The sequence below is a fragment of the Frankia sp. CpI1-P genome, from assembly GCF_001421075.1.
GTDB classification, from domain to species: domain Bacteria; phylum Actinomycetota; class Actinomycetes; order Frankiales; family Frankiaceae; genus Frankia; species Frankia torreyi.
The window spans coordinates 161,722-176,503 of the sequence record NZ_LJJX01000001.1; the positions used below are offsets into that span (position 1 = coordinate 161,722).

Annotated in this window: 13 protein-coding genes and 5 pseudogenes; 12 read left to right on the forward strand and 6 right to left on the reverse strand. The window is 73.6% G+C overall.

All coding sequences use genetic code 11. The features are described 5' to 3' along the window. Window positions 1-96: 96 nt before the first annotated feature. A pseudogene (locus tag FF86_RS64645) lies at window positions 97-416 on the reverse strand (M20/M25/M40 family metallo-hydrolase); the annotation flags it as partial. Window positions 417-669: 253 nt separating this feature from the next. Here FF86_RS64645 and FF86_RS64650 point away from each other — a divergent pair. After that, window positions 670-1,216, forward strand: a 547-nt coding sequence (locus tag FF86_RS64650; RefSeq protein WP_396229717.1) for a LysR family transcriptional regulator, incomplete at its 3' end; no start/stop codon positions are given. A 1-nt stretch (window position 1,217) separates the two neighbouring features. After that, window positions 1,218-1,548: pseudogene (locus tag FF86_RS64655) on the forward strand (LysR substrate-binding domain-containing protein); the annotation flags it as partial. Window positions 1,549-1,613: 65 nt separating this feature from the next. Here FF86_RS64655 and FF86_RS35205 read toward each other — a convergent pair. Then, entirely contained in the window at window positions 1,614-2,159 is a 546-nt protein-coding gene (locus FF86_RS35205; protein ID WP_044883176.1) for a hypothetical protein, read from the reverse strand. Between the two features lie 308 nt (window positions 2,160-2,467). Further along, window positions 2,468-3,991: hypothetical protein (locus tag FF86_RS00810; RefSeq protein ID WP_242417930.1), on the reverse strand; the 1,524-nt coding region annotated here is incomplete at its 5' end. Between the two features lie 209 nt (window positions 3,992-4,200). Between FF86_RS00810 and FF86_RS64660 the strand changes: the two are divergent. Further along, window positions 4,201-4,363 (forward strand): annotated as a pseudogene (locus FF86_RS64660) (NADP-dependent oxidoreductase); the annotation flags it as partial. A gap of 206 nt (window positions 4,364-4,569) precedes the next feature. Here FF86_RS64660 and FF86_RS00815 read toward each other — a convergent pair. Further along, window positions 4,570-5,274 (reverse strand): annotated as a pseudogene (locus FF86_RS00815) (phosphotransferase); the annotation flags it as partial. 303 nt (window positions 5,275-5,577) lie between these two features. Between FF86_RS00815 and FF86_RS00820 the strand changes: the two are divergent. Together FF86_RS00820 and FF86_RS37455 are read left to right on the forward strand one after the other, a co-directional pair. Then, window positions 5,578-6,096 carry an N-acetyltransferase gene (locus tag FF86_RS00820; protein WP_236705920.1) on the forward strand — a complete coding sequence of 173 codons (519 nt, stop codon included), beginning with the start codon at window positions 5,578-5,580 and terminating at the stop codon, window positions 6,094-6,096. 880 nt (window positions 6,097-6,976) lie between these two features. After that, window positions 6,977-7,406, forward strand: a 430-nt coding sequence (locus tag FF86_RS37455; RefSeq protein WP_242417931.1) for a class I SAM-dependent methyltransferase, incomplete at its 3' end; no start/stop codon positions are given. Window positions 7,407-7,683: 277 nt separating this feature from the next. Here FF86_RS37455 and FF86_RS00830 read toward each other — a convergent pair. Then, entirely contained in the window at window positions 7,684-8,328 is a 645-nt protein-coding gene (locus tag FF86_RS00830; protein ID WP_044883172.1) for a dihydrofolate reductase family protein, read from the reverse strand. An 83-nt stretch (window positions 8,329-8,411) separates the two neighbouring features. On the opposite strand from FF86_RS00830, the gene FF86_RS37460 reads away from it, so the two are divergent. From FF86_RS37460 to FF86_RS00855, 7 genes and pseudogenes are all read left to right on the forward strand, one after another. Next, window positions 8,412-8,670, forward strand: a 259-nt coding sequence (locus tag FF86_RS37460; protein ID WP_255355663.1) for a MerR family transcriptional regulator, incomplete at its 3' end; no start/stop codon positions are given. An 86-nt stretch (window positions 8,671-8,756) separates the two neighbouring features. Continuing rightward, entirely contained in the window at window positions 8,757-9,239 is a 483-nt protein-coding gene (locus FF86_RS37465; RefSeq protein WP_242417978.1) for a GyrI-like domain-containing protein, read from the forward strand. A 176-nt stretch (window positions 9,240-9,415) separates the two neighbouring features. Then, window positions 9,416-10,279 carry a bifunctional 2-polyprenyl-6-hydroxyphenol methylase/3-demethylubiquinol 3-O-methyltransferase UbiG gene (locus FF86_RS00840; RefSeq protein ID WP_055407618.1) on the forward strand — a complete coding sequence of 288 codons (864 nt, stop codon included), beginning with the start codon at window positions 9,416-9,418 and terminating at the stop codon, window positions 10,277-10,279. A 170-nt stretch (window positions 10,280-10,449) separates the two neighbouring features. Further along, window positions 10,450-11,364: NAD(P)/FAD-dependent oxidoreductase (locus tag FF86_RS00845; protein WP_242417932.1), on the forward strand; the 915-nt coding region annotated here is incomplete at its 3' end. Between the two features lie 258 nt (window positions 11,365-11,622). Then, on the forward strand, window positions 11,623-12,202 hold a 580-nt coding region (locus tag FF86_RS64665), incomplete at its 3' end, for an SDR family NAD(P)-dependent oxidoreductase (RefSeq protein ID WP_396229718.1). Window position 12,203: 1 nt separating this feature from the next. Continuing rightward, a pseudogene (locus FF86_RS64670) lies at window positions 12,204-12,540 on the forward strand (hypothetical protein); the annotation flags it as partial. Between the two features lie 108 nt (window positions 12,541-12,648). Continuing rightward, window positions 12,649-13,971, forward strand: coding sequence for a lipase (locus FF86_RS00855; protein ID WP_044883168.1), 1,323 nt, complete (start codon window positions 12,649-12,651; stop codon window positions 13,969-13,971). On the opposite strand, the gene FF86_RS00860 is transcribed toward FF86_RS00855, so the two are convergent. Continuing rightward, window positions 13,938-14,768, reverse strand: coding sequence for an AraC family transcriptional regulator (locus FF86_RS00860; protein ID WP_052680897.1), 831 nt, complete (start codon window positions 14,766-14,768; stop codon window positions 13,938-13,940). The genes FF86_RS00855 and FF86_RS00860 overlap by 34 nt on opposite strands. Window positions 14,769-14,782: the final 14 nt, after the last annotated feature.

A 14,782-nucleotide genomic window follows, 5' to 3' on the forward strand; every position in this document is an offset into this window, starting at 1 on the left:
GAACTCCACCGGCACACACAGATCATCGACCCTGCGGCCGCCGACGACCGAGCCGCCCTAACCGTTCAATCCTGCGCGGTTCTTCCTCGGACCCCAGGTCGGGGAGCCGACTTCCTCATCCCCGTTGATCAGCACGCAGACACCGTCCGGGGACGGCAGGCAGGCCAGCGCGTGGAACATCTGCACCAGCCCTGCCTTCATGTCCAGGACTCCAGGGCCCCGGGCGATCCCGTCGACCAGCGACCAGGGGTGGGTCTGCAGCGAGCCCATGGGCCACACCGTGTCGTGGTGTCCGACCAGCAGCACCTGCGGCGTGCCGAAGGTCCACCGCAGGTGGGGCACGCCGTCGATCACGATCGTCTCCGGCGCTCGGCCCAGCAGTCTCGCGCCGAGGGCGCCGACGACCACGGCGCTACNGGCCAGTGCCGCGTGGTCGGCCGAGAAGGACTCACAGACGACGAGTTCTTCCAGATCGGCCAGCATCGCGGGCAATGCGATCGCGGCTCCCGCGGTCACCGGCCCCACCTTGTCGCACAGCTCCGTGTCGTGACGCTCTCCAACAACGGCACGCTTCCCCCCAGGTCCGGTCTTGACGACAGGGGTGACGTTAAGGCGAGACAAGACATTCCACCAGCAACGAGATTGGATAGGAGCCATGCAGGGGGGAATGTGTGTGACATCGATGCGCTGCGTCTCCTGGTTGCCGTGGTCCGCACCGGGTCGTTCACCAAGGCGGCGGTCCAGCTCAACTACACGCAGCCCGCGGTGTCGCGGCGGATCGCCTTGCTGGAGCAGCAGACGGGTGGGCCGCTGTTCGACCGGCTCCCCCGGGGCGTACGGCTCAATCCTGCCGGTCATGAGCTGCACCGCCACGCGGTGGATGTGCTTGAGCGTCTGTCGCGGGCACAGCAGGAGCTGGCCGCCATCCACGCAGGTCGCGGCGGGATACTGCGCGTCGGGGCGTTCTCGACCGCGAACATCTCGCTGGTGCCCGCCGCGTTGCGGGCGTTCAGACAGGCCAGACCGGAGGTCGAGATCGTCGCGATCGAGGGCCGCAGCGGCACGTTGATGCAGCGCCTCGCAGACGGGGCGCTCGACCTCGCCGTGGTCAGCGACTATCCGTCCGGTCTGCCGTCGGCCGCCGGTGTCACGACGACCCGCCTGCTGGCGGACGAGTTGTTCGTCGTCCTTCAGCGCGAGCATCCCCTGGCCGGAGNCGGGGTGATCGACCTGCGCGACCTGCGTGACGAGGCCTGGCTCCAGGACGCGCCCGCGGGAGGCAGTCCCACGCTGCTCACCGATGCCTGCGCCCAGGCAGGCTTCGAACCCAGGAAGATCATCAAAATCGCGGAGTGGACCGGGAAGTTCGGCTATGTGGCCGCCGGGCTGGGCGTTGCGCTGGTTCCCTCGCTGGCCGCCTGGGCGGTCCCGGCCGAACTCGCCCTGTGCCGGCTCGGCAACCTCGCCCTGCGCCGGACCGTCCATGTAGCGCTGCCCGCTGATCCGCTGCCGGCGGCACTGACGTTGCGGGATCTGCTGCAGGAGGCGGGCGGTGGCGGTCTGCCAGTGCGCGTACTCGATCGCGGCTGCAGGGATCGTGGAACCGTCTGCGGTCAGGCGTCGCCCGAGGCCGATCGGCAGAGCGGGCAGCGGTCGTTGCCGTCCCAGCTGTCCCAGCCGAAGTCCATAGGCGACAGTGCGGTGGCCTCCAACTCGGCGCGAACTGCCGCCCGGTAGCGCCAGACAGCGTCGAGATAAGGGTGGTAGGCGTCGTGGAATGCCGCCGACGACAGGCCGGCGCCCGTGGCGACCACGTGCCGCAACGCGCGCAGCCGCTCGAACATCGCCTGGCCGGCGCCGGCGACCGTCGCGGTGGCGTCGATGAACAGCCGCTCGCGCACGTCGTAGATGCCCGCGTCGGCCAGCACCGCTCGCGACGCCGCGTCGAGGTCACCGGTGCCGGAGCTGTTCAGGGCGATCTGGCGCAGCCGGGTGTGGCAGACACCCGCGGCCACGATGAACGCGATGTAGGCATCCCGCCGCCGCTGCACGTGGCCGCGGTCGTCATCGCGCCGGCCACGCAGATGATCGGCCAGGACGGTGCCGGCGATCGCGATGACCGCGCCGCTGGCGGTGGCCACCAGTGTGCCCCAGTCCACCGCGCTCCTTCCCCTCGGTGCCGGTACAGGCGTAGTCCGGTGGAGGCTTACGTCTGCTGCGGGCGGCGGGCCTTCAGGCATGGGTCACACGATCATCGGCCTGTCCACCAACGCGGCCGGAACCCTGCCCGCTACCGGGACCGGTCCCACCCGACCTCCGCGAACTTCGTGCCGCCGGCAGCCGGCAGCCGGCAGCCGGAGAGATCATCGCCGTCTGCGGCTGGTGACACGTTTCTTACCGGCACCCCATCCTGCCAGCGCCCTCGGTCGGGCGGACCCCCGCAGAGCCGGGGACGAGACCGAGGAGCTCAGGTCCCGCCGGGCCCGGGGGTGCGCAGGGCGCGCAGTTCGGCGGCGAGGTCGTCGGCCTGGCGTTCGGCGCGTTCGGCGCGGGTGCGGGCCTCGGCGCGGGCCTCGCCGAGCACGGCGAGGCGTTCGGCGGCGGCGCGGCGTTCGACGTCGAGGCGGGCCTCGGCCTCGGCGCGGATCCGCTCGGTCTCGGCGGCCGCGGCGGCGCGGGCGCGGTCGACGTCGGCGGCCGCCTCCGCGCGGATGCGGGTGATCTCGGCGGTCGTCTCGGCGCGCAGCCGGTCGAGGTCGGCGGCGGCGTCGGCGCGCAGGCGCTGGGCGTCGGCGTCGGCGCCCTGGCGTAGGCGCAGCGCCTCGGCGCGTTCGGCGCGGATGTCCTCGCGCAGCGCGTCGCGTTCGGCGCGCAGTTCGGCGCGCTGCCGGGCGTCGCGTTCGGCGTCGCGGCGCGCGGTGGCCAGCTCGGTGAGGGCCTGGTCGCGGGTGGCGGTGGCCTCGGCGATGCGCGTCTCGGCGTCGTGGTGGGCCTCGGTGATGCGGGCGGCGGCGTCGCGCTCGGCGGCGTCGATGGCGGCCCGGGCGTGGGCGTCGGCGTCGGCGACGGCGGTGTCGGCGTCGGCGCGGACGGCCTCGGCCGCGGCGGTCGCGGCGCGGACGGCGGCGGCGGACTCCTCGACGGCGTCGGCGACGGTGGCCTCGGCCGCGACCAGGCGGCGCTCGGCGTCCTCGAGCGCGGTGACGGCTTCGGCGGCGATCGCGTCGGATTCGGCGCGGGCGATCCCGGCGGCGCGGGCGGCCTGCTCGGCGCGTACGGCGCGGGCGACGGCTTCGGCGACGCGTTCGGCGGCGTCGGCCTCGGCGGCCTCGACCTGGGCTTCGGCGGCGGTGACGTCGCCGAGCAGCGCCATCTGGCGGGCGAAGGCGTCGAGGGTGGCGGTCAGTTCACCGGCGAGGGACTGGACCTGGCCGGCGAGCTCCTCGGCGCGGGCGCGGCCGGCGGCCAGCGGGCGGGGGATCGGGGCGGGTCGGGCGGCGCCGGGTGCCGGGGTGCTCTGCCCGGCGGGGCGGTGGGCCAGCTCGCGGCGGCGGCGGTAGGCGGACAGACGGTTGTGGGCGGGGTCGTCGCAGTAGGCCGGGGGGCGGCCGGGACCGTCGGCGGGAGCGGGCGGGCGGATGCAGCCCGGGTAGGCGCAGCGCGCCGGCGCAGCGCCAGCCGGCGCCGACGTCGGCGCGGCGGGCGGATCGGCGGGCCGGGTCGCGGCCGCCATGTCCGCGGCCGCCGAACCGGGCGGGGCGGGTGGGGTGTCCTGCAGGTCCGCGCCGGGCGGTGGCGCGGGGGAGGGGATCGCGCGCGCGTCCGCGGCGGTGTCGGATGCCTGTGCCGGCACGTTCCCCGGCGCGTTCCCCGGTGTGTCGGCGGCGCCGTCTGCGGTGGTGGTCGGGTCGGGGGGTTCGACGGGGGGGCGGGGCGTCGGGGGGCGGAACGGCTCGTCCGGCTCGGACGGCTCCTCGCGTTGCCGAGGGGGNCGGGGCACCCGGCTCATCACGTTCCTCATTCCGTCTCGTCATTCCGTCTCGTACCGTCATTTTCGTATCATCGCCATCGATGAAACGTTAACTTGGATCGTTATACCACGGAACGGAACGACGATACGGGACGTCCCCCGTGTCCCGATCCTGACGCCCGAGAAGGGAGGGTTATCGGGCGTCAGGATCGAGGCGGCGAGGCGGCCCGGAATCAGCAGCGATCCCCGCCGCAGCCGAGACCGCAGCACGCTCATTCGACCAGCTCGGCGTGGCAGCGGGCAGCACCGTGCTCATCAACGGGGCCTCCGGCAGCGTCGGGAGTGCCGCTGTCCAGCTCGCTGTGGAGCGCGGCGCACGCGTCATCGGCGCGCAGCGGACTGGCGTCCGCTTCAGCCGGGGCGATACCGGCCGCGCCACCTACGCGCTGGGCAGGTTGCTCGCAGGGCCGAAACGGGGCGATTCTCCATTACGCGCTGTGACAGGTCTGCCCGCTACCGCTACGGTTCCCGACGCGCGAGCGGCGTCGCGGCAGTTCCGGCAGCGAGGATCGGACGAGGATCGTCGCTGCGTGCCTGCGTCACACCGCCTCCCGGAGAACACGATCGAGCGCCGCCCGTCCCGCGGGCCCCCAGGTCGGCCTGCCGCCAGGAAGGCCCCGGTCTCCGTTCCGGCCCATCAGCATGAGGACCAGGCTTGTCAGGACAGCCAGCCCGCGGGCGCGCCGAATCGCCACGGCGTCCGCCTGCGCGTACACGTCGAAGAAGTGCGCGGCGGCGCCCGCAGGAAGCACCACCCAGGCGGCCGCGAGGTCCCACGCCGGATCGCCGGCGAACATGTCACCGAAGTCGATCACACCGGAGAGCGTCCCGTCCGAGACGGCGACATTCGCGGGATGAAGATCACCGTGCACCCACACCGGCGGACCCTCCCACTCGGGCACCGCAACGGCATCATCCCAGACGGCCCGGACACCGCCGGCAACGCCGGCAACGCCGCCGGGGACAACGACGTGAAAGAAACGGTCGAAGCCGTCCGTGCACTTCCTGGGATGAGCCCCACGGTCGGAACTGCTCGGCGCCAGCGCAGGCGCCTGCACGTGCAGCGCTCCGAGGAAGCCCGCCAGCGTGTCGGCCGCGTGATCGCCGCGGCTGATCGAGGTGGCGTCCAGCGGCTCGCCGGGAACCCACGTCATGATGGTCCAGGGCTCCGGGAAACGCGCGGACGGCGCACCGATCCGCACAGAATTCGGGACCGGCAGTGAAGGTGGGAGTGGTCGCAAGATCACGGTACCGGCCACCGGTACACCGAAGCGTCGCCCGCCTTGTTCTCGGGCCGTGACCAGTGCATGCCTCGGCTGGTTCATAGAACGAGCCGTACCAGGAGTGCAAGGAGAAGAGCCTCGCGGCCACCGAGGCCGACATCGACGCCGTCTCGGTGACTGTGCTTCGATCGTCTGGGAATCTCACCGCATTACGCTGCCAGGTGAGAACGGGGTTCGTCGTGGGTCGTCTGGGATCGGAACGTCGGGAGGGGCATCTGCCATGGCAGAACTCTTGCGGATGGTCCGGCCGGACGGCAGTGTCAGGTGCGTTTGTTGACCCGGCTGCGGGCGCTGGTGGCCGACGACTGGCCGGTGTGGCGCGCGCTGAGGCTGGCCGCGTTGGCCGACGCACCGCACGCCTTCGGCTCCCCGCTCGCGGACTGGCAGGGACCCGGCGACACGGTGCGACGGTGGCGAGCACGACTCGAGACGGTGGCCGTCAACATCGTCGCCGACCTCGACGGCCAGCCGGCCGGCATGATCAGCGGTGACCGGACCGGCGTCGACACCGTCGAGCTGATGTCCCTGTGGGTGGCGCCGGCGGCCCGAGGCCGCGGGGTCGGCGACCTGCTCGTCGCGGCCGTGGTCGCGTGGGCCGAGCAGGCGGGCGCCGACAAGGCCATGCTGAGAGTCCACCCGAGCAACCACCACGCGATCCTGCTCTACCAGCGCAGCGGGTTCACCCGGACCAGCGGGGCAGATACGGTCCCTGACGATGACCGGCCGGAATGGGTGATGCAGCGACCGCTGGCCGCCCGGCGCATCCGGCCAGGCGGCCAGTAAGGCGGCCCGGTCGCCGCGAAACGGCTCGAAAAGGCGCGGCGACCGTCCACGGCCGGGCGAGACGTCTCCGCGACCGACACCGCCCACGCCGGCCTTCTCGTCGACTGTCATGAAATCCCCGTACGGACGGCGACATCCTGCGCTTTGCTGATCTCAGCGTGCACAACAAACTATGCNCAACCGAGCGGGCCCTGCTCCAAACCTCGCGGCGCATAGATCTGATGGCAGGTCGAACCGTTTTCCTGGAGGACGATCGGGAACAATATTACGACTATGAAAGGAGAGACGGTGACCGTTACGAGAAGAGTACTGAGTCTTGGAGTTCTGATATTCGCAGTCTTCGCGATCGTCCTGGCAGGTACCACGACGCAGGCCGGGCCGCCCGGTGCTGCGGCGGGCGGCGGTCAGCGAAGCGGCGCCTGGAGCGGCGGCGGGCAGAGCGGCACCTGGAACAGCGGCCCGCAGGGCGGCGCCTGGAGCGGCGGCGGCCGGAGCGGCACCTGGAACACCGGCCGCCGGTAGGACGGCTCACCGCCGAGTTCGCCGCCGCCCTCGCCGCCGTGGACGCCGACCTGGGGACTGGTCGGCGCGACCTGGTCAGCACCGCGGTGCTGAACCTGGGCTGGGACGACGACGTCGCCTACGCCGCACAGCTCGACGCCGACGCGGTCGTTCCCGTCCTGCGCGACGGCGCGTTCACCGCCCTCGGCGGATGACCGGCCCCGGTGGGCGGCGCGCGGGCGCGTTGCCCACCGGGGCCGACCGGGAGGAGGCGCTCGGCCGGCCGCCGAAAAACGCGGTGGCAGGACGCTGCAGTCCATGGTCGGGTTGTCGCATGCGACCGCGCTACGACGACTTCGCCGACTGGTANGACGGTTTCGTGGCCAGGGGAGCGGGACATCCGGTCGCCCGCTCGGCCGACCGTCTGCTGGCCCGGCTGCTCGGTCCCGGCCAGGACCGTCTCTGCCTCGACCTGGGCTGCGGCGGCGGTGCGCACGCCCCCGCGCTGGCCGCCCTGGGCTGGCGGGTGATCGGCGTCGACGTCTCCGCGCGCCAGGTCGACTTCGCCCGCCGCCGGGGCGTCAGCGCCGTCGTCGCCGGCGCCGAGGAGCTCCCGTTCGCCGACCGGTCCCTCGACGCCGTCGCCACGATCATGACCACCACCGACGTCGACGACCTGCCCCCGATGTTCACCGAAGCCCACCGCGTGCTCCGCCCCGGGGGACGCCTGGTGGTCGTCGCCGCGCACCCCTGCTTCGGCGGTGTCTTCGTCGAACGCGACGACCACGGCTCCTGCACCGTCCATCCCGNCTACCGCCACCACCGGCGCGTCGAGGAACACCCACTGCTCGGCGACGGGATCCGCTCCCGCGTCGGGGTGGTCAACGTCCCCCTGCCGGTGCTGCTGAACGCGCTGACGGGCGCCGGGCTCGTCCTGCGGGAGACCGCCGAGGACGACGGTGACGACCCCGTCCCGAACCTGCTGGCGCTGGCCGCCACCCGGGCGGACCCCGGCGGCGGGTGAGCGGGCAGGCCCACCCGGCGCGGGCGGCGTCAGCCTGCCCTATGCCGACCCGGTAGCTCCCATCAGTCGTCGCGCCCGATACCGCGATCGGGGGCGGTCATGTCTCCCGTCCCGGGCGTGCCGTCGGCGAGCCCGTAGCGCAGGTACACGATGCCCTTCGGACTGGCGACCGGCGGGTCGAGGAGGGTGAGGTTCGTGGGCACCGCGCCACCGTCGAACACCTTCTTCCCCACGCCGAGCACGACCGGGTGCAGCCACAGGTCGAGACGGTCGAAGAGCTTCTCGCGCAGGAGGGTCTGCACCAGGTTCAGGCTTCCGACGACGTTGACGTGCTCGTGCCGGTCACGGATCTCGCGCACCGCGCCGGCCAGATCCGGGCCGAGCTGCGTGGACCCGGCCCACGACAGGGTGGGCGTGGCGCGCGAAGCCACGTACTTCGGGACGTTGTTGAAAAGCGTGGCGATCTCGTTGTCCTCGCCGCCCTCCTGGTGCGGCCAGTAGGCGGCGAAGATGTCATACGTCCGCCGGCCGAGCAGGAGGGCGTCCGTGCCCTCGTACGCGGCACCGACCTGCGCCCCGCCGACCTCGTCCAGCAGGGGCGCCTGCCAGCCGCCGAACGGGAACCCCACCGGATCCTCCTGCGGACCGCCGGGCGCTTGCCCGACGAGATCGAGGGTTGCGAACAGCTCGACGTGGATGAGGCCCATGCCCTGCTCCCGATGCGTTGGTGGTGTCCCGGTCGCCGACGGTTGACCCTGACACGGTGGCAGGCCGTAGACCGGTAGGTGTCATGTTCAGCATCGGAGACTTCGCCCGCCGCGGGCTCGTGTCGGTCCGCATGCTGCGGCACTACGACGCGCTCGGACTGCTGCGGCCCGCCCACGTCGACCCGGTCAGCGGCTACCGCTTCTACCAGGCCGACCAGTTCGCCAGGCTCAACCGGATCATCGCCCTGAAGGACCTCGGTCTCACCCTGACGCAGGTACGGGCGATCCTCGACGAGCAGGTGAGCGTCGCCGAACTGCGCGGCATGCTGCGGCTGCGGCAGGNCGAGCTCGCCGCGGCGATCGCGGCCGACACCGCACGGCTGGCCCGGGTGCACGCGAGGCTCCGCGCGATCGAATGCGAGGGACGCATGCCCACCGACGACGTTCTCATCAAGCGTCTGACCCCGGTCCGGGTCGCGGAGCTGGTCGCCACCGCCGCCAGCTACGCCCCCGAGAACATCGGACCGGTCGTCAGCGACCTGTTCGACGACCTGGTCGACCGGCTGGCCCGCGCCGGGGTGAGACCGACCGGACCCGCCGTCGCCTACTACACCGACGCCACCCAGGGCGCCGGCATGATCAGCGTCCACGCGGCCCTGCCGGTCGCGGCCGGGACCGACTCCCACCCTGACTTCGCGCTCGTGGACCTGCCCGAGGTTCCCGCCGCGGCCACCCTCGTCCACCGCGGGTCCATGGACGAGGTGGTCTCCAGCGGGCAGGCCCTGGCCGCGTGGATCGACGCCCACGGCTACCGGGCCGTCGGCTACCCCCGCGAGCTTTACCTCGCCTGCCCCCCGCACGCCCCCGAGCGGTGGGTGACCGAACTGCAGGAGCCGATCCTGGAATGCTGACGGCTGGAACGCCGACGGACTGATGCGGCCGGGAACCCGCACCCGGCGCGCTGCGTTGCGGCAGAGTCTCCCCGTGTGACCTCACTCGACCGGCGCGACCCGTGCCGTCACGCGCGTCCCCGACCCGACGACGCCCGTCCGACCCAGCCCGCAGGCGTCGCTGCGGGGGCGCGGCGATGACCGACACCGTGCCCCCGCAGCGACGCTACGCCGACGATGTGCTCGGCGGCCCCACCGACACCGAACGCGCCCGGCTGGCCGCCATGGCCGCGGTCTGCGACCCCACGACGATCCGCATCCTCGACGAACGCGGCGTCGGCGCCGGCTGGCGATGCCTGGAGGTGGGCGCCGGCGGCGGGTCGATCGCGGCCTGGCTCGCCGACCGCGTCACCGCCACCGACGCCGGCCCGGCTACCGACACCGACCCCGGGGCCGACCGCGCCCCCGGGGTCGGGCATGTGGTCGCCACCGACGTCGACACCCGCCACCTCGACAGCCTCGCCGGACCGCACCTGACGGTCCTGCACCACGACGTCACCCGCGACCCCGCACCCCCGGGCGGCCCGTTCGACCTCATCCACGCCCGGTTCGTCCTGGAGCATCTCCCCGACCGCGAGCACGTCCTGGACCGCCTGCGCGGCTGGCTGCAACCCGCCGGCGTCCTCGTCGTCGAGTCGATCGTCGGGTTCCCCCTCGACTCCTCACCCCACCCGCCGTTCCGCCAGGCCATGCGCAGCATCGACGAGGTGCTGGCCAGGACCATCGGCACCGACTCCGCCTGGGCGCGCGGGTTCCCCGCCCCCCTGCAGGCCCGCGGCCTGGTCGACGTCGGGGTGAGCGTGCACCTGCCGACCACGGGCGGCGCGGGCCCCTCCGCCCAGTGCTGGGCGCTGACCCTGACGCGGCTGCGCCCCCACATCCGCGAGCTGGGCCTGGCTTCCGACGACCTGCTCGACGAGGCCCTGGACTCCCTCGCGGACCCGGCGTTCTTCGACCTGTCGTTCGCCACGGCCATCGCCTGGGGCCGCGCCCCCGGCTAGCCGCGACGCAGGCAGGGCATCCGATCGTGGCCGCGCCGGCCGCGGCGATGGGTGCCCTGCCGCTACCAGCCTCCGCCCGGCCTTCCTGTCCCCGTGGCGGCCCCCGAGAGTCGGGGACGGCGCTCGGCAGCCGTCGAGCTCCGATTCCTGGCTGGTGGGAGAGGGACATCATGGGTCGAACGGTTGTGATCGTCGGCGGGGGTTATGGGGGTGCCGCGGTCGCCAAGGCGCTGGAGGCCGAGGCCGACGTCGTCCTGATCGATCCCCGGGACGCCTTCGTCAACGCCGCCGGGTCCCTGCGGGCGCTGACCCGGCCCGACTGGGCGGGCAACCTGTTCTTCCCCTTCGACACGCTGCTCACCCGGGGCATGGTGATCCGCGACCGCGCGGTCTCGGCGGACCCCGGCGGCGTCACCCTGGCCTCGGGCCGGCGCGTCGAGGCGGACCATCTGGTGCTGGCCACGGGCTCGAGCTACGCCTACCCGGCCAAGCCCGCCGCCGACTCCACCGGCGAAGCACGCGCCGACCTGCGCCGGACCCACACCGAACTCGCCGCCGCCGCTAGGGTCCTGATCCTCGGCGCCGGGCCGGTCGGCCTGGAACTGGCCGGGGAGATCACGGCGGTCTGGCCGCACAAGCACGTGACCATCGTCGACCCGGCCGCGCGGCTGCTGCCCGGCTTCCACCCGGAGATGATCAAGGATCTGCACCGCCAGCTCGACGACCTGGGCGTCCGGCTGCGCCTCGGCGCCGGGGTGAGCGCGCCGCCGACGACCAGGGCCGGCCGGACCGAGACCTTCACCGTCACCACCACCGGCGGAGAGGAGATCACCGCCGACATCTGGTTTCGCGCCTACGGCGTGCACGTCAACAGCGACTACCTCGCCGACGGCCGGCTCACCACGCTCACCGCGCAGGGCCAGGTGCCCGTCACCGAGACCCTCAACGTCCGCGGGCACAACCACGTCTACGCCGTCGGCGACCTCGCGGGCGTCGCCGAGGCCAAGATGGCCGGATACGCGGGGCAGCACGCCGAGGTCGTGGCGAGGAACATCACCGCCCGCCTGCGCGGCGAGCAGCCCACCNCCACCTACCGGCCCCTGCCTCACCCCATGATCCTGCTCCCGCTCGGCCCGCACGGCGGCGTCGGCCAACTGCCCACCCCCGACGGCNCGGCCGTCGTCCCGGCCACGACGGTGGCCCAGNACAAGGGCGCCGACCTGTTCACCGCCCGCTTCGTCGAACAGTTCGGCCCCACCGCCGCCTAAGGGGTTGGCCCACGGTTCCTGCTTGGCCCACGGTTCCTGCTTGGCCCACGTTCCTACGAGGAAAGGAGGTCCACGATGGCGGACAGGCTGGCAGGCAACGTCGCGATCGTGACCGGTGCTGGCCGCGGAGTCGGCGCGGCGTATGCACGAGCGCTCGCCGCCGAGGGCGCGAAGGTGGTCGTCAACGACCTGCGCGGCAACGCCGATCGCACGCCGACGGCGGCGCAGTCCGTCGTCGCCGGCATCGAGGCCGCCGGCGGTGTCGCCGTCGCCCACCATGACAGCGTGGCCGACTTCGACGGCGCCCGGCGCCTCGTCGAGACCGCGGTCGCACGCTTCGGCCGGCTCGACATCCTGATCGCGAACGCCGCGATCGTTCGCCCACGGTTCCTGCGTGACGCCGACGAACGGGACTTCACCGACGTGCTCGCCGTCGCCACCCACGGGACGTTCCACTGCCTCCGCCACGCCGTGCCCCATCTGATCGACGCCGGCGGCGGCACGATCATCGTGACCGGCGACCTGGTCAACGACGTCCACTTTCCGCGCAATGCCGCCTACCGGGCGGCGAAGGCGGCCAACGCCGTGCTGGCCAGCTACGCCGCCGAGGAGCTGCGCCCGTTCGGCATCAGCGTCAACGCGGTCAATCCCGGCGNGACCGCGACCGCCCTGCACGACGACTACGTCGCGAGCCTCGACGACCGCGCCGCGAGCTTCCTCGCCGAGCTTCGCACGCGCGTCGCCCCCACCGGCGGTGCGCCGCCGGCACCCGCAGCGCCCGAGACGGTGCCACCGCTGGGGATCTACCTGTGCACCGAGGAAGGCCGGCGCATCACCGGGCGTGCCTTCCAGCTCAACGGCACGAGGATCGGCCTGGCCACGACGCGCACCGAGATCTCCTACCTCGACGCCGACGGGCCGGCCGGATGGTCGACCGACGCGCTGGCCGCGCGCCTGCCCGCCTGGCTGGCCGGGGTGCGCGACACCGCCTGAGCGGGTCGTACCTGGGGTAGGCGCGCGGACGCGGGAGGGGGTGTCGCCTGACGGACTACCCGAGTTGCACGGTGGGCAACCGCAGCGGCACTTAGAGTGCGAGCAGTGATGGCAATCCTCCGCGCGGTGTCCCTCGCCGCAGCGATCCTCCTGCTCCCCGTCGCCGGCGCCGGCAGCGCCGCGGCGGCTGCGCCCCCGCAGGGAACGGCGTCCCCGCAGGGAACGGTGCCAAGGCAGGGAACGGCGCCGGTGGCGGGGCTGTCCCTGCCCCGCCCCACCGGGCCCCTCGCGGTCGGCCGGGACACGCTGCACCTGGTCGACCGCCACCGGCGTGACCCGTGGGTGCCCGGCGTCGCCCGCGAGCTGATGGTCGACGTCTACTACCCGGCGCAGGCCGCCACCGGCACCCCGGCCCGCTACGCCACGGTCGAGGAGATCCGCCGCTACCTGGCCGCGCTCGGCCTGGCCGACACCCTGCCCGTGCAGGCGCTGGCCGACACGCACATCGCCAGCCGCGTCGGGGCGCGACCGCTGCCCGGGCGCCGGGCGCTGGTGCTGCTGTCCCCGGGCCTGGGGGTGGGGCGCCGCTCGCTGACCGGGCTCGCCGAGGACCTCGCCAGCCGCGGACTGGTCGCCGCGACCGTCGACCACGCCTACGAGTCGGTCGGCACGGCGTTCCCCGGCGGGCGGATGCTGACCTGCGTGGCGTGCGACCGGATGCGCACCGACGCCGACTTCGGCGCCGCCAGCCGCGGGCGCGCCGCCGACCTGTCCTTCGTCCTGGACAGCCTCACCGGGGCGCACCCGGCGTGGCGCGGCGCGCAGCTCATCGACCCGGCGCGCGTCGCCGCGGTCGGGCACTCCCTCGGCGGGTCGGCGGCGGCGTCGCTGCTGCTGCACGACCGGCGGGTGCGCGCCGGGGTCGACATGGACGGCACCCTCGGCGAGCCGGTCGGTGCCGGCGGGTTCGGCGGGCGGGCGTTCCTGCTGTTCGGCGCGACGGCGGACCATCCCGGCAGTACCCCGGCAGCGGGGGAGGGCACGGCGGCGAAAAACGGCACGGCGCCGACGAGTGGCGTGACGGCGGGGGACGACGATCCGAGCTGGGCGCAGGCATGGGCGCACCTGGGCCCGCCGCGGCTGTGGCTCGACGTCGACGGCGCCGACCACTTCAGCTTCACCGACGATCCCGTCCTCGCCGACCAGATCCCGCTGCCCGCCGCCGCGGCCCCGTCTGCCCCGGCGCCGGGGCAGACGTTGACCGGACGGCAGGCGCTGGCGATCACCCGCGCCTACGTCGGGGCGTTCGTCGAACGCTGGCTGTGCGGGCGGACGCAGCCGCTGCTCGGCGGGCCGAGCCGGGCCTACCCGCAGGTGCGTGTCGTCGGCCGGGATCCTCAGCCCACCGCCGACGCCACCCGCCGGCGGTAGGCCGTCGGGGTATCGCCGGTGTGCTGACGGAAGGCGCGGGTGAAGGCGCTGGCGCTGTCGAAACCGACGGCGATCGCGACGTCGAGCACGGTGGGCCCGGGTTCGCTCAGCAGCGCCGCCGCCCGGGCCATCCGGCTGTGCAGCAGGTACTGGCGCCAGGTCAGGCCGGTGGAGGCGGCGAAACGCCGGCGCAGGGTGCGTTCGGAGACGCCCACCGCCCGGCAGACCGCGCCGATCGTGGCGGCGTGCGGGTGGCCCTCGGCGTGGCGCATGGCGGCGGCGGCGATCGGGTCGGTGCTGGTCGGCAGGCACAGCGGGGTCGCGGCGTCGAGTCCCTCGACGAGCAGACCGGACAGGGCGGTGAAGAAGGTGTCGGCGAGCGGGTCGCCGGCGCGGCGGCTGATCGGCCAGCGCACCGCGTGCATGATCATCTCGCGGATCGGGGCCGCCGCGGGCAGGATCCGGGCCCGGTCGGGCGCGAGGCCCATCATCTGGGGGTCCAGGAACACCGACACCGTGCGCACCCGCCGCAGGGTCGTGCGGTGGGCCAGGCCCGCCGGGATCCACAGGGCGTGCCGGGGTGGGAGCAGGTGGTGGGCGGCGGCGGTCTCGACCTCGACGGTGCCCTGCCAGGCGTACTCGATCTGGTCGAGGTCGTGGACGTGCCAGCCGGAGCTGACCTGCTCGCCGTCGTAGGCGTAGGTGCCGGCCCGGATCCGGTCGGCCGCGGTCGGGTCGGTCAGTACGACGCTGGCCGCAACGGGCGGATTGTCGACCGGACGCGCACAGACGGTCATAGCAGACCACACTA